The 25,797-nt window shown below is 67.0% G+C and carries 25 protein-coding genes and 1 other RNA gene; 18 read left to right on the top strand and 8 right to left on the bottom strand.

Annotation, left to right across the window (positions count from 1 at the left end):
* Positions 1-222 precede the first annotated feature (222 nt).
* The 5 genes from AB0I71_RS27845 to AB0I71_RS27825 all read left to right on the top strand — a co-directional run bounded on the left by AB0I71_RS27845 (position 223) and on the right by AB0I71_RS27825 (position 5,122).
* Positions 223-1,452, top strand: coding sequence for a helix-turn-helix domain-containing protein (locus AB0I71_RS27845; protein ID WP_357589525.1), 1,230 nt, complete (start codon positions 223-225; stop codon positions 1,450-1,452).
* 13 nt (positions 1,453-1,465) lie between these two features.
* A complete protein-coding gene (locus AB0I71_RS27840; RefSeq protein WP_357589523.1) occupies positions 1,466-2,038 on the top strand; it encodes a flavoprotein in 573 nt (190 codons plus the stop codon).
* Between the two features lie 242 nt (positions 2,039-2,280).
* On the top strand, positions 2,281-3,183 hold the full coding sequence (locus tag AB0I71_RS27835; protein WP_357589521.1) for a Nif3-like dinuclear metal center hexameric protein: 903 nt from the start codon (positions 2,281-2,283) through the stop codon (positions 3,181-3,183).
* Positions 3,173-3,910, top strand: coding sequence for a C4-type zinc ribbon domain-containing protein (locus AB0I71_RS27830; protein ID WP_357589519.1), 738 nt, complete (start codon positions 3,173-3,175; stop codon positions 3,908-3,910). Before AB0I71_RS27835 ends, AB0I71_RS27830 begins: the two co-directional genes overlap by 11 nt.
* A gap of 3 nt (positions 3,911-3,913) precedes the next feature.
* Complete coding sequence (locus AB0I71_RS27825) at positions 3,914-5,122, top strand: bifunctional RNase H/acid phosphatase (protein WP_357589517.1); 1,209 nt, start codon at positions 3,914-3,916, stop codon at positions 5,120-5,122.
* A gap of 99 nt (positions 5,123-5,221) precedes the next feature.
* Here AB0I71_RS27825 and AB0I71_RS27820 read toward each other — a convergent pair whose 3' ends face one another.
* On the bottom strand, positions 5,222-5,983 hold the full coding sequence (locus tag AB0I71_RS27820) for a sulfite exporter TauE/SafE family protein (protein WP_357589515.1): 762 nt from the start codon (positions 5,981-5,983) through the stop codon (positions 5,222-5,224).
* Between the two features lie 78 nt (positions 5,984-6,061).
* Positions 6,062-6,568, bottom strand: a complete 507-nt coding sequence (locus tag AB0I71_RS27815) for a DUF664 domain-containing protein (RefSeq protein ID WP_357589568.1) — start codon at positions 6,566-6,568, stop codon at positions 6,062-6,064.
* Positions 6,569-6,930: 362 nt separating this feature from the next.
* Between AB0I71_RS27815 and rnpB the strand changes: the two genes are divergently transcribed.
* Positions 6,931-7,341: RNase P RNA component class A (rnpB, locus tag AB0I71_RS27810), an RNA gene on the top strand.
* Positions 7,342-7,992: 651 nt separating this feature from the next.
* Here rnpB and AB0I71_RS27805 read toward each other — a convergent pair.
* The 3 genes from AB0I71_RS27805 to AB0I71_RS27795 form a co-directional block, all read right to left on the bottom strand.
* Positions 7,993-10,491, bottom strand: a complete 2,499-nt coding sequence (locus AB0I71_RS27805) for a DEAD/DEAH box helicase family protein (RefSeq protein ID WP_357589513.1) — start codon at positions 10,489-10,491, stop codon at positions 7,993-7,995.
* Positions 10,488-12,602, bottom strand: a complete 2,115-nt coding sequence (locus AB0I71_RS27800; RefSeq protein WP_357589511.1) for a DNA methyltransferase — start codon at positions 12,600-12,602, stop codon at positions 10,488-10,490. The genes AB0I71_RS27805 and AB0I71_RS27800 overlap by 4 nt, the downstream gene beginning before the upstream one ends.
* Before the next feature lie 585 nt (positions 12,603-13,187).
* Positions 13,188-13,631: a GntR family transcriptional regulator gene (locus AB0I71_RS27795; RefSeq protein WP_357589509.1), complete on the bottom strand. Its 444-nt coding sequence runs from the start codon at positions 13,629-13,631 to the stop codon at positions 13,188-13,190.
* A 626-nt stretch (positions 13,632-14,257) separates the two neighbouring features.
* On the opposite strand from AB0I71_RS27795, the gene AB0I71_RS27790 reads away from it, so the two are divergent.
* From AB0I71_RS27790 to AB0I71_RS27775, 4 genes are read left to right on the top strand one after another with little or no spacing between them, the layout of a single operon-like run.
* Positions 14,258-14,500, top strand: coding sequence for a hypothetical protein (locus tag AB0I71_RS27790; protein ID WP_357589507.1), 243 nt, complete (start codon positions 14,258-14,260; stop codon positions 14,498-14,500).
* Positions 14,487-14,831 carry a hypothetical protein gene (locus AB0I71_RS27785; RefSeq protein ID WP_357589505.1) on the top strand — a complete coding sequence of 115 codons (345 nt, stop codon included), beginning with the start codon at positions 14,487-14,489 and terminating at the stop codon, positions 14,829-14,831. The genes AB0I71_RS27790 and AB0I71_RS27785 overlap by 14 nt, the downstream gene beginning before the upstream one ends.
* On the top strand, positions 14,818-15,780 hold the full coding sequence (locus tag AB0I71_RS27780) for a GntR family transcriptional regulator (RefSeq protein ID WP_357589503.1): 963 nt from the start codon (positions 14,818-14,820) through the stop codon (positions 15,778-15,780). Before AB0I71_RS27785 ends, AB0I71_RS27780 begins: the two co-directional genes overlap by 14 nt.
* Positions 15,768-16,544, top strand: a complete 777-nt coding sequence (locus AB0I71_RS27775) for a glycosyltransferase (protein WP_357589501.1) — start codon at positions 15,768-15,770, stop codon at positions 16,542-16,544. The genes AB0I71_RS27780 and AB0I71_RS27775 overlap by 13 nt, the downstream gene beginning before the upstream one ends.
* Here AB0I71_RS27775 and AB0I71_RS27770 read toward each other — a convergent pair.
* The 3 genes from AB0I71_RS27770 to AB0I71_RS27760 all read right to left on the bottom strand — a co-directional run bounded on the left by AB0I71_RS27770 (position 16,528) and on the right by AB0I71_RS27760 (position 19,083).
* Entirely contained in the window at positions 16,528-16,974 is a 447-nt protein-coding gene (locus tag AB0I71_RS27770; protein WP_357589499.1) for a hypothetical protein, read from the bottom strand. The two genes, AB0I71_RS27775 and AB0I71_RS27770, sit on opposite strands and share 17 nt — an antisense overlap.
* Positions 16,975-17,693: 719 nt before the next feature.
* On the bottom strand, positions 17,694-18,548 hold the full coding sequence (locus AB0I71_RS27765) for a hypothetical protein (protein ID WP_357589497.1): 855 nt from the start codon (positions 18,546-18,548) through the stop codon (positions 17,694-17,696).
* A complete protein-coding gene (locus tag AB0I71_RS27760; protein ID WP_357589495.1) occupies positions 18,538-19,083 on the bottom strand; it encodes a sigma-70 family RNA polymerase sigma factor in 546 nt (181 codons plus the stop codon). Before AB0I71_RS27760 ends, AB0I71_RS27765 begins: the two co-directional genes overlap by 11 nt.
* Positions 19,084-19,444: 361 nt before the next feature.
* Between AB0I71_RS27760 and AB0I71_RS27755 the strand changes: the two genes are divergently transcribed.
* From AB0I71_RS27755 to AB0I71_RS27720, 8 genes are all read left to right on the top strand, one after another.
* Entirely contained in the window at positions 19,445-19,840 is a 396-nt protein-coding gene (locus AB0I71_RS27755; protein WP_357589493.1) for a transcriptional regulator, read from the top strand.
* A gap of 183 nt (positions 19,841-20,023) precedes the next feature.
* On the top strand, positions 20,024-21,613 hold the full coding sequence (locus AB0I71_RS27750) for an FtsK/SpoIIIE domain-containing protein (protein WP_357589567.1): 1,590 nt from the start codon (positions 20,024-20,026) through the stop codon (positions 21,611-21,613).
* Positions 21,610-21,864, top strand: coding sequence for a hypothetical protein (locus AB0I71_RS27745; RefSeq protein WP_357589491.1), 255 nt, complete (start codon positions 21,610-21,612; stop codon positions 21,862-21,864). Before AB0I71_RS27750 ends, AB0I71_RS27745 begins: the two co-directional genes overlap by 4 nt.
* Positions 21,865-21,867: 3 nt before the next feature.
* A complete protein-coding gene (locus tag AB0I71_RS27740) occupies positions 21,868-22,056 on the top strand; it encodes a hypothetical protein (protein ID WP_357589489.1) in 189 nt (62 codons plus the stop codon).
* The gene (locus AB0I71_RS27735) at positions 22,053-22,595 is read left to right on the top strand and encodes a DUF2637 domain-containing protein (RefSeq protein WP_357589487.1); all 543 of its coding nucleotides are present in this window, start codon (positions 22,053-22,055) and stop codon (positions 22,593-22,595) included. Before AB0I71_RS27740 ends, AB0I71_RS27735 begins: the two co-directional genes overlap by 4 nt.
* Positions 22,592-24,343 (top strand): replication initiator, encoded by a 1,752-nt coding sequence (locus AB0I71_RS27730; protein ID WP_357589485.1) that lies wholly within the window; start codon positions 22,592-22,594, stop codon positions 24,341-24,343. The genes AB0I71_RS27735 and AB0I71_RS27730 overlap by 4 nt, the downstream gene beginning before the upstream one ends.
* Positions 24,343-24,525, top strand: coding sequence for a helix-turn-helix domain-containing protein (locus AB0I71_RS27725; RefSeq protein WP_204013763.1), 183 nt, complete (start codon positions 24,343-24,345; stop codon positions 24,523-24,525). The genes AB0I71_RS27730 and AB0I71_RS27725 overlap by 1 nt, the downstream gene beginning before the upstream one ends.
* On the top strand, positions 24,525-25,727 hold the full coding sequence (locus tag AB0I71_RS27720) for a tyrosine-type recombinase/integrase (protein WP_357589482.1): 1,203 nt from the start codon (positions 24,525-24,527) through the stop codon (positions 25,725-25,727). The genes AB0I71_RS27725 and AB0I71_RS27720 overlap by 1 nt, the downstream gene beginning before the upstream one ends.
* The last annotated feature ends 70 nt before the right edge of the window (positions 25,728-25,797 follow it).

Genomic DNA, 25,797 nt, shown 5'->3' with positions numbered 1-25,797 from the left:
ACCGGCGTCAGCTCGTACGTCGAGACCCGTCACTGCCGTAGCCCGTCATCGTTGGTTTGACAAAGTGGCCGATGCAACTTGCACGAAAAGTACGAGGTTCGGCCGGACGGCTGACGCACTTCCTGTGCGACCAGCGGAAACCTGAAGTACGGACGGATCGCCGCGCCCACGGAACGGCCCCCGGCCCCCGGCCAGGGCTCCAGCAAGGGGAGGACTGGGGAGATGGACGAGCTACCCATAGGGCGACGGGTGGCCTACTGGCGCGGCCGGCGGAAAATGTCGCAGCAGGTTTTCGCCGACCGGTTGGGCAAGTCGAAAAGCTGGGTCGACAAGATCGAGCGGGGCGTACGGCGGCTGGACAAGTTCTCCGTGCTCTACGAGATCGCCGACATCCTCCAGATGGACGTGCAGCTGCTGCTCGGCAAGGACCCGGAGCGGCGCACCGACGCGCTCAACTGCATCGACCAGTTCGAGGTCGAGGAGATTCGGGCCGCCCTGGAGCGCTACGACTCGATAAGCGCGTACTTTGACGCGGCACCGAGCCCACCGCCACTTGCCGACATGAGCAAGGCGGTCACCCACGCCTGGCTGACCTACCAGTACGGCCGCTACGGGATGCTCACCCGGGCCCTGCCGAAGCTGCTCCGCGATGCCCAGGCGGCCGACGCCGCGTACGGCGGCGACCAGGCCCAGCGCGCCGCCCACCTGCTCGGGCAGGTCTACCAGCTCGCCTCCTCGGTGCTCCGCAAGCTTGGCGAGTGCGACCTCGCCTGGCTCGCCGCCGACCGTTCCATCGCCGTCGCGCAACGCGCCGACGACCAGTTGCTCGCCGGTGTCGCCACCACCCGGGTCTGCAACGCCCTGGTGGCGATGGGCCGGCCCCGGCCGGCACTGGAGCTGAACGTACGGATCGCCAACCAGCTCGCCCCGGGCGGCGGTAACGACAACCGGCCCGAGCGCCTCTCCGTCTACGGGATGCTGCTGCTTCAGGGCGCGATGGCCGCCTCCCGCATCGGCGACACCGCCACTGTGGAGGATCTGCTGGACGGAGCCCACGCGGCGGCGGCCGAGCTCGGCGGCGACCAGAACCACTACTGGACCTCGTTCGGCCCGACAAATGTGGAGCTGCACCGGGCGGCGGCCGCCGTCGAGCTGGGCGACGGCGGGCGGGCGGTCGAGGTGCACCGCCAGAAGATCCAGCCCGCGCCGTTCGACGCGTTGCTGCCCGAACGCCGGGCGCATCACCTGCTCGACCTGGCCCGGGGCTTCGCGCAGATCGGCGATGTGGCCAACGCCGGCGAGATGCTGTTGCGCGGCGACCGTCTGGCACCGTCCGAGATCCGCTGCCGACCGATCGCCCACGAGGTGATGTCGGACGTCCTACGTCGCACACGTGGTGCGCCGCCTTCTCCGATCGCGGAGTTGGCTGAGCACATGGGAGTAGGAGTATGACCTCGGAGCCGGCATGACCGGTTCGCACCGCCACGACGGGCACCGCCAGGTGCTCTACATCATCGCCTGTGGCTCGCCACTGGCCCGAGACGTGGGCCGGCTCGTCGACCTGGCCCAACAGGACGGCTGGGACGTCTGCGTGATCACCACGCCCGACGGTGCCAAGTTCGTCGACCGCACCGCACTGGCCCGGCAGACCGGCCACCCGGTACGCACGCACTACAAGAACCCGGGCGACCCCGACGTGCTGCCCACCGCCGACGCCATGATCGTGTGCCCGGCCACGGTCAACACCGTCAACAAGTGGGTGGCCGGCATCGCGGACACCCTCGCCCTGGGGCTGCTGGTCGAGGCGCAGGGCCGGGGGATACCACTGGTGGCCGTGCCGTACACAAACGCGGCGATGGCCGCCCACCCCGCCTTCCGGGCGGGTCTCGTCCGGCTCTCCGAATGGGGGGTGAGCGTGCTCTTCGGCGACGACGTCTTCCCCCTGCACCCGCCGGGGACGGGGGAGCGGCACCAGCACGCCTTTCCGTGGGCGCTGCCGCTTACCGCCGTGCGTGACCGCCTCTGCCGGACCGGTTGAGCGGCAGCCCCCCAGTCGAAGCCTCCGGTCCGGTGCGGGTGCGGGTGACATTTCTGACCGCCGGAGTATTCACGCCCGGCTGCGGCGAAGGTCCGTGGCCGGGCCTACGGCATCCGTGGCCGTCGACCCGGCCACGGACCACGCCGGTCCAAGCCGGCCCCCGGGGATCGGGTCGCCCTGTCCGCCCGGGTGGGGCCGGGTGACGTCCGGTAGCGGCCCTGACGACGGTAAGCTCACCGGCCGTGAGCACAACCGTATCCGTGCCGACCGTCGCCGACGTGGTGGCCGAGGTGGCGCGGCACTACCCGCCGGCCTGGGCCGAGGAGTGGGATCGGGTCGGCCTGGTGCTCGGTGAGCCGTCCGCCCCGGTACGCCGGATCCTCTGCGTCGTGGATGTGGTTCCCGAGACGGTCGCGGAGGCGCTCGACGCGGGCGCCGACATGATCATCGCCCATCACCCGCTGCTGCTGCGCGGGGTGTCGTCGGTGGCGCCGACGACCTACAAGGGCCGCATCGTCCACCAGTTGATCAAAGCCGATGTGACGCTGTACGTCGCGCACACCAACGCCGACGTGGCCGTGCCGGGCGTCTCCGACGCCCTCGCCGCCCGGCTCGGCCTGCTCGACCTGCGCCCGCTGCAACCCGCCCGCCCCGGCACCCCCGCCGCGGGGGAGGGACGCGGTGCCGGCCGGATCGGGCGGCTGCCGCAGCCGCTGACCCTTGCCGAGCTGGCCCGTCGGGCCGCCGCCGTGCTGCCGGCCACCGCCGCCGGAGTACGTGCTGCCGGCGATCCGGACCGTCTGGTGCGTACCCTGGCGGTCTGCGGTGGGGCCGGGGACAGTTTCCTGGCCGACGCCGCCGCAGCCGGGGTGGACGCCTACCTCACCTCGGACCTGCGCCACCACCCGGCCGGCGAGCACCTCGCCACCGGGGGGCCGGCGCTGCTCGACGCCACCCACTGGGCCACCGAACGGCCGTGGCTGGACGACCTCGCGGCGTTGCTGCGGGCCGCGCCCGGCGTCGAGACCCTGGTGTCCGACCTGGACACCGACCCGTGGACAGTGCACGCCGCCGCACCGCAACCGGACGAACCCGCAACGGACGAATCCGCAGCGGACGACAAGGAGCCCGACCGTGAAGGCTGACCCCAAGGTCCAGCGCCGCCTGCTCGATCTCCAGGCGATCGACACCGCCCTCGCCCAGCTCGCCCACCGGCGTCGGTCGTTGCCCGAGCGGGCCGAACTGGAGGCCCTCGCCCGGGAACTGTCCGCCCTGGAGGACGAGCGGGTCCGCGCCCAGGTGGCCGTCGACGACCTGGACCGGGACATCGCCCGGTTGGAGCGGGACGTGGACCAGGTCCGGGCACGCAAGTCCAAGGACGAGGACCGGTTGGCCGCCGGCACCGGCCCGGCCCGCGAGCTGGAGGCGCTCCAGCACGAGCTGGCCTCCCTCAACCGCCGGCAGAGCGACCTGGAGGACGCCGAACTGGAGCTGATGGAGCAGCGGGAAACCGCCCAGTCGGTGCTGGACGGGGTGGAACAGCGGCTGACCGAGGTGCGTGAACGGCGCGCCGTCACCGAGCAGCGGCGCGACGACAGCCTCACCGAGATCGGTCGCGAGGAGGAGTTCAAGCGCTCCGCCCGGCAGCCCCTCGCCAACGACCTGCCCGCCGACCTGGTGCAGCTCTACGAACGGATCCGCACCGACACCGGGCTCGGTGCGGCGTTGCTGACCGCCGGCCGGTGCGGCGGGTGCCGGCTGGAGCTTTCCGGTGCCGACCTGGCCCGGATCCGTAAAGCCGACCCAAACGACGTGGTCCGCTGCGAGGAATGCCGCCGGATCATGGTCCGGACCAACGAGTCCGGGCTGTAGCCGGTGGCGACGCGTACGGTCCTCGTCGAGGCCGACGGTGGATCCCGGGGCAACCCCGGCCCGGCCGGGTACGGCGCGGTGCTCCGCGACGCGGCAACCGGCGAGGTGGTGGCCGAGCGCAGCGAGGCGATCGGCACCGCCACCAACAACGTCGCCGAGTACCGGGGACTGATCGCCGGCCTGGCCGCCGCAGCCGAGCTGGGTGCCGACGAGGTCGAGGTCCGGATGGACTCCAAGCTGGTCGTCGAGCAGATGTGCGGCCGCTGGCAGATCAAGCACCCCGGCCTGCGCCCGCTGGCCGCCGAGGCCGCCGAACTGGTCGGCCGGTTCACCGCCGTACGGTTCAGCTGGATCCCCCGGGACCGCAACACCCACGCTGACGCCCTCGCCAACGCCGCCATGGACGCCGCGGCCGCGTCCGGCGTCGCCACGCCGACCGTCGAGCCGCCCCGCGTGGTCGAGCCGCCGCGCCGCCTCGGTGGCCCGGAGCCCGCCGGTGGCGGCGCCGCCGAGGTCGCCGCCCGGGCCGAGTCACCAGGCACCGACCTGACCAGCGCGCCGGTGTCCTGGGAGCCCCGCCCCAGCTTCACCGCCACCCGGCTGATCCTGGTCCGGCACGGCGAGACCGAGTACACCGAGCAGGGCCGCTACTCCGGTCGCGGCGACATCCCCCTCAGCAGCAAGGGGCAGGCCCAGGTGCGGGCCACGGCCGCGCGGGTGGCCGCGCTCGCCCCGGACGCCGTGGCCGTGATCAGCTCACCGCTGTCCCGGTGCACGGCGACCGCCGAGGCGATCGCCACCGCCATCGGCGACCTGCCGGTCCGCCGCGACGACGAACTCATCGAATGCGACTTCGGAGCCTGGGAGGGACGCACCTTCGCCGAGGTGCGTGAGGGCTGGGCGGGCGAGCTCGACGCCTGGCTCGCCTCCACCCGGGTCGCCCCACCGGACGGCGAGTCGTTCGCCGCGGTCGCCGAGCGGTGCGACCGGGTGGCGCGGCGACTGCTCGACGCGTACCCCGGTCAGACCGTCGTGGTGGTCTCGCACGTCTCGCCGATCAAGCTGATGCTGCGCGACGCGCTCGCCGCCACCGACGCCTTCCTGCACCGCCTCTACCTCGACGCGGCCGGCGTATCGGTGCTGGACCGTTGGCCCGACGGCGGCGTCGCCGTCCGCTCGGTCAACGAGACCACCCACCTCGCCGACCTCTGATCCGCCCCGCCTCGCCTCGCCTCGCCGATCTTGCACTTCTGGTCGCCGACAAGTAACTGATGCCCGATTCGCGGGGACAGGAAGTGCAAGATCGGCGGTTCAGGCGAGCGCGCGCCAGAGGAGGTAGGAGCCGATCAGGGTGCCGAAGGCCACGATGATCGTCTTCAGGACCGCCGAGGGGAGTCGGCGGACCAGGCGGGCACCGACGTACCCGCCGATCAGCGTGGCCGGGGCGACCACCGCTACCCCGGCCCAGTTCACCGGGCCGGCGATGGCGAAGACGACAACCGTGGTCAGGCCGATCACGGCGGAGAGCAGATTCTTGATCGCGCTCACCCGGGCGAGCGTCGCGTCCAGCACCAGGGCCAGGCCGGCGACCAGCATCACCCCGACGGCGGCACCGAAGTAGCCGCCGTACACCGCGGCCAGCGTCACCACCACCTGAACCGTCACGGCCCGGCGGCGCGGTGCCAGGTCACGCGGGTGGCCGACCAGCCGGCGCAGCGGATCCTGGAACGCCAGCAGCGCGGTCGCCCCCAGCACCAGGAAGGGTACGACCAGCTCGAACGCCCGTGCGGGGGTGACCAGCAGCAGTCCGGCGCCGGCCAACGCGCCGACCACGGTGGTGGGCACCAACGCGGCCAGCAGCCGCGACCGGGGCAGATCCACCCGACTGCCCGCCACCGCGGCGAGGTACCCGGGAGCGACCGACAGCGAGTTGGTGACGTTCGCCGGCACCGGCGGCAACCCGATCGCGAGCAACGCCGGAAACGTGATCAGCGAACCACCGCCGGCCACCGCGTTGACCGTACCGGCGGCGAGACCAGCGGCGAGCAGTAACGCGGCTTCGGCGAAGTCCATGATCCGCAGGCTAGCCGTCCGGAACCCGCACCGCCGCCCGACCCTGGTGCGGTCTCCTGGTCACCGCACCAAGCGGAGCTACTCCCCGACCGGGCCGCCGGCCAGCTCGGCCACGATGTCGAGGTGCCCGAGGTGACGGGCGTACTCCTGCACCAGGTGGAACATGACCCGTTCCAGCGACGCCGGATCCGCACCGTCCCACCGTGGCCCCGGCGCCCCGCGCGCCGCCAGGTCAGCGCCCTCGACCACCGCCCGGGTGTGGGCGCCCTGCGCCCGCAGCGCGGCCGTCAGCTCCGCGAAGCTCTCCTCCGGCGCGACGTGCCACCGACCGTCCCGCCAGTCGCCCCACGGGTCCGCCACGTCGCGTCCCTGGAAACCCCACTCGATCCAGCGCAACTCCACGTAGCGCAGGTGCTTGAGCAACTCCAGCGGGGTCCAGCCGGAGGGCAGCCGACTACCCCGCCGCTCCTGCTCGGCCAGCCCGGCCACCTTCACCAGCACGCTTTCCCGAAAAAAATCGAGGTAGCGCAGGAACACCTCGGCCCGCCCGTCAGCCGGCGCTGTCGGTTCGGGAAACGGCGGCATCGTCACCGCGCCATTATCCGCACGCCGTTGAGCTGCCCGCCTGCCCCGCCGTGCCACATTGCTGCGCGTGCCCGCTCCGCCTGCGCGTGCCCGTGCCCTGGCTGGGCTGCGCGATCCGTGGCTGGCTGTGCGGTCCGTGGCTGGAGGGCGCGGTCCGTGGCTGGAGTGCGCGATCCGTGGCAGTAAAGGTGGCCGACACGCCGGCCAGGAAGCACCTCCACTGCCACGGATCGCCGACTGCGCGTCGAGCAGGCCCGGTGGCGTGGTCGGGGGCTGCCCGCGCGACCCTGGAGCCCGTTGGCTCTGACGCGGGCGCGGCAATAGGCGCGGACCCGGTGTCGTTAGGATGGGTGCGCGACGGACGAGTCGACCGGGCGGTCGCGTCGGCGGGCTGCGGCCCGTCGCCGAGGAACGTCCGGACTCCACAGGGCAGGGTGGTTGCTAACGGCAACCCGGGGTGACCCGCGGGACAGTGCCACAGAAAACAGACCGCCGGCCCCATCGGGGACGGTAAGGGTGAAACGGTGGGGTAAGAGCCCACCAGCATCCCGGGTGACCGGGGTGGCTCGGTAAACCCCACCCGGAGCAAGGCCAAGAAAGGGCCGTCATCGCAGGATGACGCCCGCGCAGACGCTTGAGGGCGGCCCGCCCGATGTCTGCGGGTAGGCCGCACGAGCCTGCCGGCAACGGCAGGCCGAGATGGATGGCCGCCGCCGGCCCGCACCCCAGGTGCGCGCCGCGCACAGAATCCGGCGTACAGGTCGACTCGTCCGTCGCCCACCAGCTCAGAGCCCCGATCAAGGCTCTGAGCTGGTCCTATGTTGGGGCGTCGATGGTCGTCGTTGGTCAACTTTGGGCGGCGTTTGACGCCCTGACGACGCCCTGACGCCCTGGAGACGCCCTGAGCGCGGGCTCAGTTGACCTTGCCTGGGGTTGGGCGGGCTGTGCCGTCGTGAGGGCCTTTCCGGGGTCGGTGCTCGGAGACCTCGATCGGAGCCGGCGGCTGTGGGGGAGGGACGGGCACGTCTTGGCGGTGGAGCTGCCTCCGTGACCCGGTGACACGGTGGCAAGCCAGTCCCGGGGTTGGACTGGCGCGGCAGCCGGAAGCCCCAACACGCGACCTGGCCGACTCGCGAGCTTCCGTCACGGCCTCGCTGGGCCTGGCTCCTGACGTGCTGGGGGCGGTGTCCCGGCGGCCGTCGGTGGCTCACCGCCCCGGCGCCGTAGGCGGCCGGGGCGGATTGCCGCCGGCTGGGCTTGCCGCCCCGCACCGCGCGAAGCGCGGTGCCTTGATCCAGAACAGAACAATTCAGCAACTGTCCTGGCAAGGAACTGGCAAGGAAACAGGAGCACAGAACGTGTCGAGAACTCTCGCCCACGGCCCATGCCCGTCGCATCCGCGAGTCACGCAAGGACGCTGAGTTTCAGCTGTAATCGCCGGCGTAGATCTCAAACAACTCACGGACCCCGCCGTCGGTAACCGTGTGGACAGCTTCTCGCACGGGCTCTGAACGCAGGTCCAATGCGACGAGTCTGCCGTCGAGTTCAACTACGGAGTCGATCCGGTCGAACTTGTCAGAGTGGCGCTGCGCGTACTCGGCGAGCCCTCGGAGCTTCGCTGCGGCGTCGGCAAGATGGAAGCCGTGCGGGTCAACAACGGACGGTTTGATCCCAGCATCCGTCCGATGAAACAAGATGAAGTCTGGATACATGGACTGATCGAACTGGCTACCACGATACGGAACGCGCAATGAGGCGTTGCCGCCAGTCGGGTTGCGGTACCAGGCGACTAGGTCGTTGTCGGCCAACTCCCTCGCGAGTACCTTACGTTCCCAGCCCTTCAGGGCGACTGGGAAAGTGCCATCTTCTGCCGCCAGGACATGCTTTTCCCAGCGACCTTCGTTGTCGCTTACGAGCCTAGACGCCGGCAGCACAAGGTCAGTTAGTTCTGGACTTCTCGTCTCTCGCTTCACGGGCTCATAAGCCACCTTGCGGGCATCCGGAAGCTTTGAGATTGACCGCTGGTGCTCACGCAACCACGTTCGAACCAACTGCTCCGCTGCGGATTCGACGGCCTCGACTACCTCTGAGTGCAAGGCAAGAACAGCTGTCACTGCCTTAGCTTCAGTCGGATCGAAATCATCTGGACGCTGCATGTTAATGACTTCGTTCCAGTAGTTCGTTGCCACCCCCTCTGGGAGTTTACGCTTGGCGACCTTGAAAAGATCTTCGATGTTGTTGTCGTCACGCTCCATTTCATATGCTGTCTCATCGGGTAGGTCGTCAATGGATTCCGCTGCGAGTAGGACGTAAGAGCGTTCGATCTTAAGGCTTCGTACACGCGTCAGGTCCGCCTGGAAGCTACCATCGGACTCTAGTCGTCGTTGCTGGGCGGCGAGAACTCCATTGAGATGAATGCGGACCTGGGCAATCGCATCCTCGACAATGTGGTCACCAGAAAGTAGGGTTGCGAGCGTGTGCAGTCGCGAGATCTGCGTCCTGTAGATGCGGCCAGGAACAACATAGGTTGGCAGATCTTGTAGAAGATCTAGAACTTCGTCGGGGATGTTCTCGTTTCGCTCAACCAGGACAGGATCAGTAATAACCTCAACCGGAGGCTCGTCGTTCCTGCCTTCCGCGAAACGGTTAACGATCTCCTTTACTTGTTGCTTGTTGAATCGGGGCAGGTAGCAATGAACATCGTTAAGCGTTTGATCGGTGGCGATTCGCCTAGCCAGTGGCGTCCTCACCATTCGCCCAATTAGTTGAGCGATATACGTGTAATCGTCCGCACGGCGGAGCGATACTAGAACCTCTGCGCGGGGGCAGTCCCATCCCGTTGAAATAGCATCTTTACAGAGCACGACTCGTACTGCAGGGTCATCCTGAATTTCCTGCGGCTTCATGTAGTTGATTGTGTGCCCGGCTATGTTTAGCGCTGAGTGTTCGCCGAACGTGTTGACGACGTTCCCATCCTTTAGCCCTCGCCATGAGCCAAAAATGGCGTGCAGCAGTTCACCCAACTCGCTGTCGGTTGGGCTGTTCGGAACTTGGACCACTAGTACAGGCAAAACCGGGGGTTCACTCTGGGACGTTGAGTACGTGCGCCAGCTCTCCTCGAACCGTAGGGCCTGCGCCACTGCTGCCCTGGTCAGGGTTGTATCCCCATCCGCCTGTCCAGCGGCGGGATTGTCCAAGACGATCTTGTCTTTAAGCAGCCCAGATGCTTTGACGTCTTCGAGTGGTACGGTGACTGAGGTGCTTGTGCGCTGGTTCCCCGAACGGCCGATCGCCTCGATAAATCGCTCAGGGGTTGCGCTTATGCCCCAGACCGTTGGGGCAGGGGGATTGATCGCTGCTTGGCCGTTGATGATGCGAGAAACGATGGTCGTGCGATCGTTTTCCTGCTTCATGCCGCGGTGGGCCTCGTCGATAACGACGTAAAAATGGGCTCCGTTTTCCTCAATGGTGTTTGAGATCGTCTCCCAAAGTGAGTAGTCTCGAAGATTGGTGTTACTGCGCGATAATGGGTTGCTTCGAGAAAGCTTCTGGATGTTGAGAAAGTACACATGTCGCGGCAGAAACGAGCTCTTATCGAATCCTGCATCGATCGTGACAAGGCGGCTAGGACCGAGGGTAGACGACGCCTGCATCATATTTCGCTTGGTCTGCTCGTTCAATGCAGGGTCATCCGTAACCCATAGGATGGTGGCCAATGGGTCGGCGGGGAATCTGTCGCTTCCTTCGAACAATGTTTCGATTACCGATGTGGCGATAACCGTCTTGCCGGCACCGGTGGGCGCGCTCAGCGCGATAGACCAGAGGTTGCTCTTGTCCTCGCCCAAGTCCTTGCTGGCGCGTCGAAGGGCCTTTACGATCTGGCTGGACGCGGCGAACTGATAGTCCTTCAGCGTATATCTCACGCCTGCCCCCTGGTGTTAATTTCGAAGGTCCGCAGGTAGTCGCCGTACAACTGCGTGCTTTGAACATTCGTTGGAAGCTCTGCGAATATCTGCTGGAACGTCGCCTCTGAGTCGGTGACAATGAACGCGTGCACGACGTTGTCGCGCTTCTTTACTGCCTCGACAAACTCTCGCCACTGGTCGGTATCGAACAGAATTCCGTATCGGGCGGCTTCCGGTAGCGTCCAGGTCTCAGAGACCTTATCTATACGGCCACCACGGCCGCCAGCCTTGAGCCAAAGAAGTGGCGCTACCACCGCGAACTTCTTTCCAAGGCTGACCAGGTCTGGGTCTTCGTAGGTGAGATCGAAGAATTCAACATTCTCGTTGAGCCCGGCCGACATTAGACTCCCATCGGCATTCTTCAATGATGGAGGTACCGGGGTGCCGTCGGCGCGATTCCCTAGAATCGCTGCTTCGACCCGGGGCCGTGTGACACGGCCGAAGATTCCCTCGCTCTGCCAGCGCTCGTCAGCAGGTGTATAACCCTCAGCGGCCAGTTGACGCTGGCGTTCCGGACCCACCTCGTTATTCGTGATTAGAACGCACTGGCGTTGGCCGCCATCCTCTTGATTCAACATTGCTGCCGCATGCAGGGTTGTCCCAGAGCCAGCGAAGAAGTCGACGATCACGGCGTCGGGCTTATGTCTGGTCAATAGATCTAGCGTGTCACGCACGGCATATACGGACTTGGGGTAATCAAATGCTCTACTACCAACCAAGCCCTCGACGACAGCTGTACCGCCGACCCCAGCGTCGTGCATGGTGCGGTGCCAAACCGTCTTGACGCGACGGCTCGACGAAGCGTTGTTGGCATAGACGGCGTCGACCACTCCGGTGACCGGATCTACCGACCTGATTTCGAGGATGCCGGCAGCGATCTGGTTTTGAGGCTCTGTCGTGAGGTAGGAAATGCCCCAGGTCTTCCGCCTCGCGTCGCGGTTTCCAAGTGCAACGTATCCCTTGGCGGACCACTCACGTAGCGTCTGTGGTTTGAGCATCCACCGGCCCCAAGTCCCGTCCTTTCGGACCGGCCAGACCGCGACGTGACCGTCAACAAGAGCATCCGGATCTGGGTCTTCGTCGAGCGGTGGTGAAGCGCCAGTACCTAGGATGCGCCGCGTGTCTGGGTCAATCAGGATCGGGTAGAAGAACGTTGGGTGCTGTTCGCGCCGTGAGTTGGAGCCCGAACGCAGGAGGCCTTTCCACCGTGGTCGGGATTCTTCGTCCTCTGGAATGTCGTCTGCGCCTGGAGTTAGTAAGTCATCCGAAATGCTGCTCGCGATAGCCGACCCGAAGAAGCAAAAGATGGCATACTCCTCAACTCGGGACAAAGTGCTCCGAGTGACGCCCTTCGGGTTGTTGACAATGGTCACCAGTTGGCGGGTTGCCTCGGGAAAGAGCTTTTCGAGGAGCATCCCAAGATGGTGCACTTCATTCTCGTCGATAGTGACAACCATGGCTGAGTCGGCAGGGTTGAGCAGGCGCTTGGCTAGCCGAAGGCGACGCTCCATCATGGCCAGCCACTTACTATGCCGGTACTTGTCGACTCCATCGACGTAGTCGTTGTTATACTTCCAGTCTCGGGCACCAGAGTTGTAGGGTGGATCGATATAAATTACGTCCACTTTGTGCTCATGGGTATAGAGCAGAGTTTCAAGGCCGTGGAAATTTTCAGCGTTTACGACCACGTGCGAAGGCTTGTCGCCACCTCGTTCTATGGCTCCGAGCGACCTAAGTCCCGGGTAAATTGGTTCCCCGAATTCGCGAATCACAACCAAGTCAGACACGTCGACGTGTCGACTCTGAGGTCTCTCGCTTAGCGAGGCAATTGTAGCGTCGCTCCCCAACACCTTTTCGACGCGGTATAGGACGTCATCGTCCTCTCGCAGCACTCTAACCTTGCAGTTCCGCCGCACTTTGTAGTGGTAGAGCTCCACCGTTTCGGGCTTGTGCTGCTGGTAGACAAGACCAAATGACTGCCGACTGAGAAGCTGGGCGACCTGCTCGTGGAGGAGTTGGCGGAGGGCCGGATCGGCGACCTTATCGATCAGGGCGTCGATGTGGGCCATGAAACCTCCGCATGCTACCGGAGCCCCGGAGGGCTTGACCTTCGACCGTCCATGGCAGCTGCCGGCCGGGTAGTCCGCAGTTGGCCGTCCACCGTGGAGCGGGTAAGAATACGTGAGGATCTGTCCATGTGGACAGCCCGAGGTACGAATCGGGCAATTCGGCCATTACGACTTGATGGTTTATCCGGCGCGTGTGAGGGCTGCGCGGGAGGGCCCGGTTCCGCTTCTTCTGTGTTTCCTGTCCAACACGTTCGGTCGTTCCCAAACTCTGGGTCGGAGGCAGGTTTCAGCCCGTCATGCCGTGTGGACCTGACTGACGTACGTGGGGGTGAGAGCTTGGCCGACCTATGCCGGTCGTCATCAGGCGGAGAGCAGCCGCAACTGTGCGGAGATAGGGCGGCAGGCGGAGCCAAGGCCATGTTGGTGCCGGGGTGGGGCGGAGGGTCGAGGCAGCGGCAACCTTGCGAGCGTCGTCAGCTCGTCGCGGCTGCCAGCTGTCTCCCTATATGCCGCATGTTTACTGGCGGCCGAAGAGTGTTAGCTGTAGGGGTCGCGTACAGAAGGGGCCCGAAGGATGGTGTTGCCTCACCCTCGCTGCCTCGTCGGGACTAGCCGATAGGTTCTGACCACTTCCGCGACGATGCCATTCGTTCGGGTGACGCGCTCTTCCTCGACCAGGGCGGTGCCGACTTCGACAGCGAAGAGTGCTGCAAGCCCCGGATCGGCAACAACCTGGTGCTGCCGTACATCCAGCTCCGATGGTTGGATGGGTCCGCACCTGTGCTGGCGGTGGATTGCGTAGGTGCCGCGTCCATGTTCCGTGGCCACTAGACCTGCCTCACGTAGTGCGGCTATGGCCTGACGAATGGTGCCGCGGGCTACCCGAAATTCCGTAGTGAGGGTGTTCTCGGTTGGCAAGAGGGCGCCGGGCGGGATCGCACCACTCTCGATTCGTTCCCTTAGCTCGTCCGCGATGGCTCGGTAGCGGGGCTGTCCATAGTGCGGGGTGGGCACCTGGTCACGGTACATGGCACTTGTCTTACCAAGTGCCAACCAGGTGCGTCGTTTTGATGTGTAGACAACTCGTCCACTTGTAGGTACGTTTCCGGGTGTGCGGCTGAGATGACGGCGTGTATCAGGGGTGGTGCTGCGTCGGCCTGGTCGTGAGGCGCGGCGTCCTGATGGGCCGGTTGCGGTAGTCGCGCGTACAAGGTGGCTCGGCGATACCCGACCCGTCCGGTGTCGGACGGTGTGCCGTGCCCTCTGTCGGGCCGGTGGCCGGCTGATTCCCCCTGGTCGGCCGCCGGCTCTCCTACATCTGGAGGTGCGATGCCTGGCTCTCATCGTCGACGTCCCTGGTTCTCGTTCTGGCGATCTCGCCGACAGCCGGACCAGTCCAGATCCGGAGCCGGCAGCCGCTCCGGCGGTTCCGCTCCTGCTCGCAACGCCGGTCCGCTGCGCTGGGCGTTGGAGCGGACTCGTGAGTTACCGGCGCTACGCCATGCGCCGCTGCTGACCCGGGGGCAGATGGTTCGGGGTAACGGTGGGCGGTGGCCGCGATGAGTCAGACGAGCAGGCGGCCTGCCGTGGCGAGTCATCCTGCGTGGTGTGCGCCGGATCGGTGCGGGCATCTGGTGCCGCCTGTGCTGGCGCACATGACGCGTCGCCATCGGGGCGTGCTGCTGCGGGTCGGTGAGGCCCGATCTTCCGGGCTGGTCGTGTCGTACTTGATCGGCTCCGACGACGAACCGCCGGCGGTCGTGGTGCACGCCTCCTGCCGGGCCGGCTCCGGCTGGGCCGAACTCACCCTCCCGCAAGCAGGGCAACTCGTCGACCAGCTCCGCTTGCTCCTGACGCAAGCCGCCAGCCCAGGGGAGGGCGGGCATGGACGACAGTGACGAGCCGACCAACATCCACACGGCCAACACTGCCGATCAGGCGTCGTGTCCTGACTGGTGTCGGGGCTGCGGCCCGAACGATCCGATGCATCGCCGGCTGCTGGCCACGATCGGCAGTGAGGGCGGGGGCTGGGTGAGCGTGCAACTGCTACTCGACCGTTTCCGGCGCCGCGATCCGGTCGTGAAGGTCGACGCGACCCGCTCCGGTGCGACGGAGTCGGTGTTGCTGTCGCGGGTGCAGCTCGATCGGCTGATCTACGAACTGACCTACGCCCGGTGGCGGGTGATGACCAAGGGACATCCGTTGGAGGGACACTATGACCGCCACTGACCGCAGCTCCCGCCGTACTCCGGTGCCCGCGCATCGACCGCGACGGCCGGTGGTGGCGGTGGATCCGGTGCCGGAGCGGCCGGCGGGTGGGACCACCTGGCAGTCGTTGGAACGTCTAGGGGGTACGGTGACGGGTGTGCATGGCCGGGACTGGCGCCCTCGTTACCTGCAACTCGCCGAAGAGTTGCGGGTCAAGATCACGAGCGGGGAACTCGCCCCCGGCACCCTGATGCCGTCTGAGACGGAGTTGGCCGACACGTCGGGCCTGTCCCGGACCAGTGTCCGCAACGCCATCCGCCAGCTCCGCGAGTGGGGCCTGGTCCGCGCGGAGCAGGGGCGCGGCACCTACGTACGGGCACCTCGCCAGCGGGTACGGCGGCGTAACGCGGAGCGGTACCAGTGGGAGAAGGACCGGGTCCTGCTCGACCAGGACGAGCGGCTCAAGACCGGCGCGACCGAGCATGACACCGGCCTGACCGTCGATGACCTGAAGTTCCACGCCGAGTACACCCGCGTGGAAGCCGACGCGGACATGGCGGCGGCCCTGCACGTTGAGCCGGGAACGGCGCTGCTGCGCCGGGTCTACTGGACCTCGTCGCGCCATGAGAACGCGCCGCTGACCATGTCCTACTCGTATCTGCCCTATGACCTAGTGGCCGCGAACCCGGATCTGCTCGACGCCAGCAACGAGCCCTGGCCCGGCGGCTCACAGCATCAGCTCTACACGATCGGCGTCGAGCTGGACCGCATCGACGAAGAGGTCCGGGCGCGTCCGCCGTCGCCGGATGAGGCCGAACTCCTTGACATCGACCCCGGCGTGTCGGTGCTGACCGTGCGCAAGACCTCCATCGACACCGCCGGCCGGGTCGTCGAGGTGGCCGACGTGGTGATGCCGGGAGACCGGACGGAACTGGTCTACTCCCACAAACTGCAACGGTGGAAAACGTGACGCAGCTCGTCTCGGTCATCACCCCGGTCCACGCCCCGAGCGTCGAGTACCTGGCCGGCGCGTACGACTCGTTGGTCAAGCAGGACATGCCCGACGGGTGGGACTGGCAGTGGCTTGTCCAGGAGGACGGGCAGACCGGAGCGCTGGCCCAGGTGCTGCCGGACGACCCTCGCATCAGCATCGGCGGCGGTCGTCCCGGCGGCCCGGGTGTCGCACGCACCCTCGCTCTCTCCCGCGTCACCGGGCAATACGTCAAGGTGCTCGATGCCGACGACCAACTCACGGCCGGCGCGCTCGCTCGGGACATCGTCGCCTTCGATACTCACCCGCAGATCGGCTGGACGACTTCCCGCGTCTTGGACCTGATGCCCGACGGGTCAACCGTCGGATGGGACAAGGACCCGGCTGGCGGCCCCATCAGCCGCGGTGCCGTCCTGGCCTTCTGGCAAGCCAACGGCTACCGCGCTCAGGTCCACCCCGCGACCCTCTGCATCCGCCGGGACCTGCTCCTGGCCCTCGGCGGCTGGATGGCGCTCCCGGCCTCCGAGGACACAGGCCTACTCCTGGCCGCCAGCGCCGTCAGCGACGGGTACTTCACCCGCGAACACGGCCTGCTCTACCGCAAATGGCCCGGCCAAGTGACCAGCCAAGCCGCCCACCGCGAACCCGTCGAGTACGAAGGCCGCATGAAAATCATCGAGGCCAGAGCTGTAGCCCTAGCCTCGATGCTCCCGAACGGCTTGCCGGTCACTCCTGCGGCGTAGCCTCATGCCCCGGCATCCCAGGGGTACGCCGACGCTCCTTCATCTCCGCCTCGTAGATGTGCCGCCGACCACCGGCTAGGGTCTCCCGGGCATACCGCTCGACCTCCTGGAACGCGGCGTAGTAGCCATCGTCAAACTCCTCCATGATCTGAAAGGTCCAGCGACCAGGCAGGACGTTGCGGCCCAGCAACTCATGCTCGACGCGATCTGCGACCCGGTCGTGTCCAGCCCGACGCAGCAACGCCACAACACGATCCAGCGTGAGGTCTGCCCCGCCGACGAGTTGATGGGCGGAGTACAGATGTCCCCGAACTCTATGGATAGTCTCCAAGGCCTTGCTCAGTTCGCCTAGCGCTTCGACCGTCATGTCGTCGGTCCCGGGCAGACGTGAGTGGATGTCGGCCAGTGCATCGGATTCGCTCCCAGTCATGAGGTCGACGTTACCCAACGCTTCCATGTGATATGTGACTCCGAGCGAGGGCGTCGTCCTTTACGCGGGCGCTGCCAAGCTCTACGTGAGCGGCCTTCGGTATTAGAGCATCGTGCAATCTAATCTTGAAGTCACAGTGATCCATGCGACATCGGTCGAGCGTGAGATCCGTTGCTCTAAGGCGTTTCTGAGGATGTAGAGGTTCTCGGATCACCGGTGTCTGAGAAACAAGGGCCTGAGGGCTCTAGCCGAGGAAATGATGGCGCGGACGGTAATCGTTCGAAGAAGGTTAGGAGAGTCCTAGAGTTCGGTGTTGCCGCCGCTGAGGCATTTGCAGGTGCTTTGTCGCTGCTTGGATACGAGGAGCAGGGTATGGCCCTGAGGGTGTTGGCTCACGTTCTTGGTGCCGTGAGCATCCTGGTCGGTCGGCGATAAGACGGGAAGTGTGGAGGAAGGGTCTCGCAAGCCTGACAAGCCGAGTAGTCGACGAGGCTGAATCGAAAAGAGTGGCGCCCCGGGTCGACCGCCTAGCGTCTCGACCCGGGGCAACCTCAATCAGTTGCGCGTCTCGATAACCGGCGTCAAAGGAACGAGGCCAATCGAGAGAGTGGACGTGGCTGCCGTAGCCGTTGCCAAAGACTGGGTAAAGGATCGAAGGCTTCGTCTAGCCAACATCAATAACGTCCTCAAGTAAGCTCCAATCAATCTGCCATTCATCGCTACCACCGCACCAAGTCTTCGAGTTCTGCCACGGATGGAGCGTCTACTGACTTTTCTTGCTTGGGGTACTGCTCTTGCCTCTCGGGAGGGGGTGACTGGGCCGCTTCGGCGGCGCCAACCCAAGACGTAAAGCCGTACCGACATGTCAGAACTGCAGGAGTATCCGATTGCGGCCCCCGAAGCAACTCTAGGATTCGCTGATCAGACGAACCTGAAGCCAGCCACTCGGCAATCGGATGTTCAGTTTCATTGTGCTTAGCGTCCCCGCTTGAAGTATATCCAAGCACAAGAAATAACTTCTCGACGTTTACCTCACAGGCCACTTTCCTCGTTTCTGCGGTAAGATTCTCCGCTCTTTGGGTTGGAATTGCTGGCTCCGGTGCGACGCAAGTAAGCCTTACGTAGTCGATTGCGTCCGCGTCGCCAGTCTCCGCCGCGAGCTTCCACCAGGACCATGCGAGCCTCGGCCTGTCCAGCAGCTCCAGTATTTCGGCGACGCGCCGAGCTACGGGAGCGATTGCCCGAACATGGCCGAGCAAGTGAACAAGTTCCCCAATTGGATTCGAGGGCTCGTTCATTACTTCAACTCTGTCCTGATCTGAACCAAGAGGCGGGGCCGGAGGCCCGGCTGCAAGCAGCCGAGCCCCCAACGCGACTTCCGCTACCGGCTCGGCGCTTCGACGAGTTTCCTCGCCAAGCTCAGAGCCGGACGAACCATTTTCCAAAGGCTCCCCGCACCCCGACTCCTCGTCGACCGTGTCGAAGATCCGGGCTAGGAGAGCGTCCTTGTCCACTCGGGCTACCGCTCGGGCAAGGGCCTCGGCGTCCTTCTTGAGGCGCTCCTCAACGCCCATTTCGCCCCTCCTTACCGGTGGTTCCCACCAAGTGCGCGAGCTGCTTCTCCAACGCACGCTTGGCGAGGTGGTGGTAGTTGTGCACCACCTTCTCGCTCAGGTGGTTCTCGCGTGCGAATTCACACAGCTTCTTGCCTTCGTAGTACACCGCTCTAATCAGCTGCTGCTGTCGCGGTGGTAGCTGGGCTACGGCATGGCGGACCTCCTCGTCCACGTCGATATCGGTGGCCCAGTTAGCCGACTCGCTCGGCATCGGTGGCTCGTCCGTGAGGATCTCGCCCCGGCTCTTCACCCTCCTGCAGAGATCAATGAAGGCCCACCTCAGTGCCTTGCGCACGTACGCGACTGGCGGCACCCCCGTCTGCCAGTCGTAACTCTTGAAGACCCGCAAGAACGCCTGTTGGGTCAGATCCTCGCCGAGGTGCTGCCCGTGGCGGTAGATCGCCGCAGCGAGGATCTCGCTGACGTGCTCACGGAAGTACTGCTCCTGTCGGCTACGGATCAGTTCCGCCGAGTCGTCTTGCTGCTTCGTCACGCGACTACCCCGCCGGCCGTCGACACAGCCCCTCTCTGTGTCTCGGAGTCCCGGCGGTCACGAGACGATCGGCCACAGTCGTGTCTCGCCTCCGTACCGGTGTCAAGGCAGATCAGGCCCATTACCGGCTCCCTTCGAATCGCCCCCACTCCTCTGGTGCGCAGCGCGGGGGACTGCACTGCGCACGGGGGGTAAACGAGGGGCTTTGCTCAGACGTCACCGCTTGAGCGCGAAGATCTTTTTCAGCCCCAGCGATTAGCCGCACCGACCCGGCCCGCGAAAGCTTGTTGACTTGTCTGCCAAGTGCCGTCTACCTTGGACCGCAGCTTGGCAGACAAGTCAACAAGTTGGAGGGTGAGCGATGGCTCTGCGTGGCGGTACGAGGTTCGCCGTGCGGTTCGAGGACGTGTTCCCGGCGGGGTGTGCGTTGGTGCCCGAGTCGCTGGGTGAGGTCGAGGACTACGACGAGAAGACCGGCCGGCGGTCCCCGGCGAAGGACAAGGTGACCGGTCAGCGGGTGTGGCAGGTCCGGGTGATGGACCTTGACCCTGAGCTGGGCAAGCGGTCCCGCGAGACGACGGTGAAGATCTCGGCTGACTATCAGCCGGTTCCGCCGTCGGGTGCGCCGTTCGAGGCGGTGGAGTTCGACGGGATGACGGTGACGCCGTACGTGGCGAACAACGGTCGGATGGCGTATTCGCTGCGGGCGACCGGGCTGCGGGCTCCGGTGGTCGGCGGCAAGACGGCGGCGGCGTAGCCGCATCTGGTGGGGGCGGGGCTGTCTGGTCTTGGCGGACGGCAGCCCCGCCCCCTGGTGTCTCTTCCCCTGCTCTGTCGAGAGAGGTCGTGACGTGTCCAAGGGTATGCCCGTCGTGGGGCGGGTGCTGGTAGCGGTCGTGCGGGGTGTTCGATGATCCGCCGGCCGCGTGGTGAGGTCGTGATGACCACGGCCGGGGATCTGATGGTGATCCGTCCTCGGCGGCTGGAGCTGCCGCTGTGGCTGATCGCGCTCGGCATGCTGCTGCGGTTGCTGTTCCGGGCCGCTGTCTGGTGTGTGCGGCATCCGGTGATCGTGGGCCTGGTGGTGGCCGGCGTGTGGCTCTACGTCGAGTTCGGTCGGGCCGGGCTGATCGTGCCGCTGGTCCTGGCCGGTCTGGTGTCGGCGCTGTGGCGGTGGAAGCACGAGGCATCGTGGTGGACCTGGTGCGCGGGGCCGGTGCTGGGCTGGTTCCGTCAGGTGTTCGTCTACCGGCGGGCCTGGCGGGAGGCCATGACGCTGTGCGGGCTGACCCGCACCTATGACCATCGGCCGGTCATGCCGCAGCTGCTGCGGGTGCGTTCGGATCAGGCGCTGGACGTGCTGACGGTTCGCATGGTGCGCGGGCAGACGCCGGAGGAGTTCCAGAAGGTCACAGCGAACTTGGCGTACGCCTTCGGTCGCCGCCACGCCCGGGTCTACTCCGAGCGGCCCGGCGATCCGCCGGCCCGGACCGGCTATTGGGCGCTCGTCCTCGGCTGGGTGGATCGGCTGCGGTACCGGGATCGGCCGTCGCTGGTGTACCTGGTCGTGGTCCGTACCGATGCGCTGCGCACGGTGGTGAAGCCGTTCGACGTACCTGCGGTGCCGGACCTCACCGCGCTGCCCCTGGCCCGGCGGGAAGACCTGCGGCACTGGTCGCTGCACCTGCTGGCCACCCACGTACTGATCGGTGGGGCGACCCGCTCCGGGAAGGGCTCGGTGCTGTGGTCCCTGGTTCGCTCCCTGGCCGGTGGGATCTCGTCGGGGTTGGTGCGGCTGTGGGTGATCGACCCCAAGGGCGGCATGGAGTTCGCCATGGGCCGCCCGTTGTTCGCCCGGTTCGCCGGTAAGTCCTTCGAGGCCATGGCCGACCTCCTCGACGAGGCCGTCACCGTGCTACGCGAGCGGCAGACCCGGCTTGCCGGCACGGTCCGGGTGCACACGCCGACCGAGGCTGACCCCCTGGTCGTGGTCGTCATCGACGAGATGGCCGCGCTCACCGCCTACCTGCAAGACGTCGAGCTGCGTAAGCGCATCGCCTCGTCGCTGGGGCTGCTGCTGTCCCAGGGGGCCGGCGTCGGCGTCCTCGTGGTGGCCGCGTTGCAGGACCCGCGCAAGGAAGTCCTGCCGTTTCGGGACCTGTTCCCGACCCGCATCGCGCTCGGCCTGACCGAGGCCGCTCAGGTCGACCTGATCCTTGGCGACGGTGCCCGCAACCGGGGCGCACTGGCCGACCAGATGCCCCGCTGGGCCAAGGGCGTCGGTTACGTGATCCTCGACGGCACCCCCGAACCCGCCCGGGTCCGCTTCTCCCACATCACCGACGACGACATCCGCCAGCTCGCCGCCGACTACCCGGCGCCGGCTGACGCGGCGGACATCCTCGCCCAGGTCGGCCGGGAAACCGCCCCCGAACCCACCCGTCCGCCGCTGCCCCGCCCACGCGGGCCACTGCTGCCGGACTCGCTGCTCAACATCCTTCGCGACACCGACGGGGGTGAGCCGAGGTGACCACTCCGACCTTCTACCGGCTCCGCGCCCCGCACCCCGGCGGGCAGACCAGCACCGCCGTGTCCGTCCGCGTCGACCCCGAGCGGTCCGACCCGTACCCGGTCTGTCTCGCCGTCGGCGGCGGCCGGCGTCGCATGCACCTCACCCCCGACGAGGCGTGGGCGCTGTGGCGCTGCCTGTCCGAAGCCGTCGCCTCCCTCGGCGAACCCCCCGAGCACATCCGTACCCGCGTCGCCCCGGCCCGGAGGTAACCGATGTCCCTCAAACGCTTCTTCCTCGGCACCGGCCGGATCAAGCCGCTGCACATCGAACTGGACGGCACCCCGGATCGGCTCGCCGCCGCCCTGCACGGCCTCGCGCACATGGTCAACCGTCGCCGCGACCTCGACGGCCAGAGCATCCGCATCACCCTGACCGTCCGCGACTCCGGGGGCCGCCGGTGAGCCGCGACCGCATCGAATCCGCCGTACGCCTGACCATCCTGCTCGCCATCGGCACCATGGCCGGCGCCGCCGCGTTCACCCACGTCCATGACCTGTCCGTCGCCCACGGCCAACCACACTGGATCGGCTGGGCCAACGCCGTAGCCGTCGAACTCATGGCCATCTACCTCGGCCTCGAAATCCGCGCACGCCGCCGCAACGGTCAACCGGTCGGCTTCGTCGGCGTCCTCCTGGTCGCCTTCGCCCTGCTCTCCCTCGCCGCCCAGGTCGCCGAGGCTGAGCCCTCCGTGTGGGGCTGGATCGTCGCCGCCGTTCCCTCGTTGGCCTTCCTCGCCCTGGTCAAGGTCGTGCTGTCCAGCGCACCCGCCACCGCGCCGGCACCGGAGCCGGCCCAACCGCAGGCCGACCGGTACGACGAACCCGAGCAGGCCGAGCCTGTGCCGCCTACTGAAGTGATGCCGCCGGCATCAGTCTCGGTGCTGCCACCGCGCGGCGTCGTCCAGTCCGACCGGCGTCAGGTGGTGGGGATCATCCGATGACCGCTGCCACCCTGCCCGGCCTCGAACCCGCCCCGACCCCGGCTGCGCCTCCTCGGCCGGGGTCGCGGGCGGCCCGCATGGCACTACCCCGCTCGGTCGACGTGCTCAAGGAGATCGCCGCCGAGTACGGCGTCTGCGTCCGCCCCCTGGCTATGCGCCGCACCGACCTGAACACCGGACTGACCGAGATCATCGACCTGCCCTGCGGCGCAACCCGGGAAGACAAGTGCGCGCCCTGCGCGAAGAAGAACCGCCGGCTGCGGCAGGCCCAGATCCGGGAGGGCTGGCACCGCGACGACGAGCCACTACCGCCACCCGAGCCGGCGACCGAGGAACAGAAGGCGCTGATCCTGCTGCGCGGGCATCTGGAGTTCTCCCGCGACGAGGCATCCCGGGCCAGCCAGTGGGACCAGGTCGAAGACCTCGACGAGGCAATCCGCGAAGTCGAAGAGGCCATCACAGCCGAAGGACTCCGGGGCCGCGTCGCCCCGCCACACGCGACCGGCGACGAGGACCAGGCCGACGACGACAACGGCCGGCGTCGCAAGCGCTCCACCCGCCGTCGCCAGGACGCTCCGGACCTGCCTCGGCGCAAGGTCGAGCGGCGCACCGTCGGCAAGACCTACACCGCTTCCGACGGGTCGACCTACCGGCCGTCGATGTGGCTCACGCTCACCCTCGACTCCTACGGCCCGGTCCGGCCCGACGGCACGCCGTTGAACCCGGACCGGTACGACTACCGCCGGGCGGCGTGGGACGCGGTGCACTTCCCTCGGCTGCTCGATCGGTTCTGGCAGAACCTGCGCCGCTGTGAGGGCTGGAACGTCCAGTACGCCGGCTGCGTCGAGCCGCAACGCCGACTCGCCCCACACGCGCACTTCGCCATCCGGGGCACCATCCCGCGTGACGTGCTGCGCACCGTGGCAGCGGCCACCTACCACCAGGTGTGGTGGCCGGCGGTGGATGTGCAGCGGTACACCCTCGACCGGCTCCCGGTCTGGGACGAGCAGGCTTCCGCGTGGGTCGACCCGGACACCCGCGCGCCGCTGACCACCTGGACGGAAGCCCTCGACGCCATCGACGACGACCCCGACGCCGAACCGGCGCACGTCGTGCGCTTCGGCTCCCAAGTCGACGCACGCGGCGTCATGCCCGGCACCGAAGACGCGGAACGGACCATCCGCTACGTCACGAAGTACATCACCAAGCACACCAGCGACGTCCACAAGGCGACCACCGACCGGCAACGCGCGCACCTCGACCGGCTCTGGCAGGAACTCCAGATCACCCCATGCACCGACCGCTGCGCGAACTGGCTGCTCTACGGCGTCCAACCGAAGCGGGCACACGCGAAACTCAAGCCCGGCCGCTGCAAGGGCAAGGTCCACCAGCGGGACACCCTCGGCATCGGCGGCCGGCGCATCCTCATCTCCCGCGACTGGTCCGGTAAGACCCTCTCCGACCACAAACACGACGTACGGGCCTGGGTGCGTGCCCTGCTCGGCGTCAGTGTCGGCCTGGAGGGCGTCGACGACCAGGGCGCCACCGTCGAACCGGTCCGGTACGCCTGGGAACTCGCTCGACCCGACGATCCCGACGTCGGCCCGATGGCCCACCGGCTACTGCGGGCCATCGGCGAACGTGCCCGCTGGCGCTCCGAACTCCTCGCTGCCAAGGACCGCGCCGCCCAGCTCCCCGACACGGCATCGACGAGGGGAACGGACGGCATGACGGGGGAGGGGCTGTGATGGCGGCGAACGATGGGCTCTGGACGATCCGGGACGTGGCGGCGTACCTGCGGGTGCCGCCCGAGACGCTGTACCGCTGGCGCAAGGTCAAGTACGGTCCGCCGGCGGCCCGAGTCGGCCGACACCTGCGGTACGAGCCGGAAGCGGTCCGCTCCTGGGTACGTGAGCAGGCGGCGGCCTGATGGGACACGTGGAGGATCGCTGGTACAAGACGCTGCGTCACCCGGGCGGGCAACGGGAGCGGGTCAAGACGGAACTGTTCGGCAAGGGCCTGCGCTACCGGGTTCGCTACATCGGCCCGGACGGCAAGGAACGCAAGAAGTCGTTCCCGGACCGGGCCAAGCGTGAGGCTGAGGCATTCCTCGTCTCGACGGAGTCGGACAAGCTGCGCGGCTCGTACGTCGACCCGGTCGCAGGGCGGATGACCTTCGCCGAGTATGCCGAGACGTGGCTACGGACGCGTTCGTTCGACGAGTCGACCCGGGAGAGCACTGAGTTTCGGGTACGCAAGCATCTGCTGCCGTTCTTCGGTTCCAAGAAGCTGGCCGAGATCAAGCCGGGTCACATCCGGGCATGGGACGCGGACATGGTCGGCAAGCTGGCCCCGGCGACCCGGGCCGTGGTCTTCGCCCACCTGCGGACCATCCTCGGCGCGGCCGTTGACGACGAACGGATCGCCAAGAATCCGTGTTCGGCAAAGTCGGTCAAGCCTCCGCGACCGGTGCAGCGGCGGGTGGTGCCGTGGCGGTACGAACAGGTTTCGGCAATCCGCGGTGGCCTCGCCCAGCGGTACCGCCCGATGGTCGACCTGGGCGCCGGCTGCGGTCTGCGGCAGGGGGAGATCCTCGGCCTCGGGGTCGACGACATCGACTTCGACACGGGCTGGGTGCACGTCTGCCGTCAGGTCAAGCTCGTCCGGTCCCGGCTCGTCTTCGGCCTGCCCAAGAACGACCGGGACCGCCGGATACCGCTGCCCGACTCCGTCGCCCAGGTGCTGAAGCAGCACGTCGACGACTTCGCCCCGGTGCCGCTCACCCTGCCGTGGGAGGACCCTGCCAGCGACGAGCGGGTCACGGTGCCGCTGCTGTTCACCACCACCCGGCGTGGTGCGATCAACCGGCGCACCTTCGACAACAAGAGCTGGCGGCCCGCTGTCGTGGCGGCCGGCATAACGCCGACCCGCTTCACCGGGATGCACGCACTCCGCCACTTCTACGCCTCGTCGCTGCTCGACGCGGGGGAGAGCATCAAGGCCCTCGCCTCCTACCTCGGCCACGCCGATCCCGGTTTCACCCTCCGCGTCTACACGCACCTGATGCCGGCCAGCGAGGAACGCACCCGTAACGCGATTGACGACCTGTTCAACGCCGACGAAAAGCCCTGACGCCCTGGGGACGCCCTGAACGGGTGCCATACGGACGAAACGCCTGCTCAGGGCGCGAATGAACTTCATA

The sequence above is a fragment of the Micromonospora sp. NPDC049891 genome (genome assembly GCF_040660295.1).
Lineage (GTDB): Bacteria > Actinomycetota > Actinomycetes > Mycobacteriales > Micromonosporaceae > Micromonospora.
Note: the sequence above shows the minus strand (reverse complement) of the source record. Positions and strands in the feature narration are given on the sequence as shown.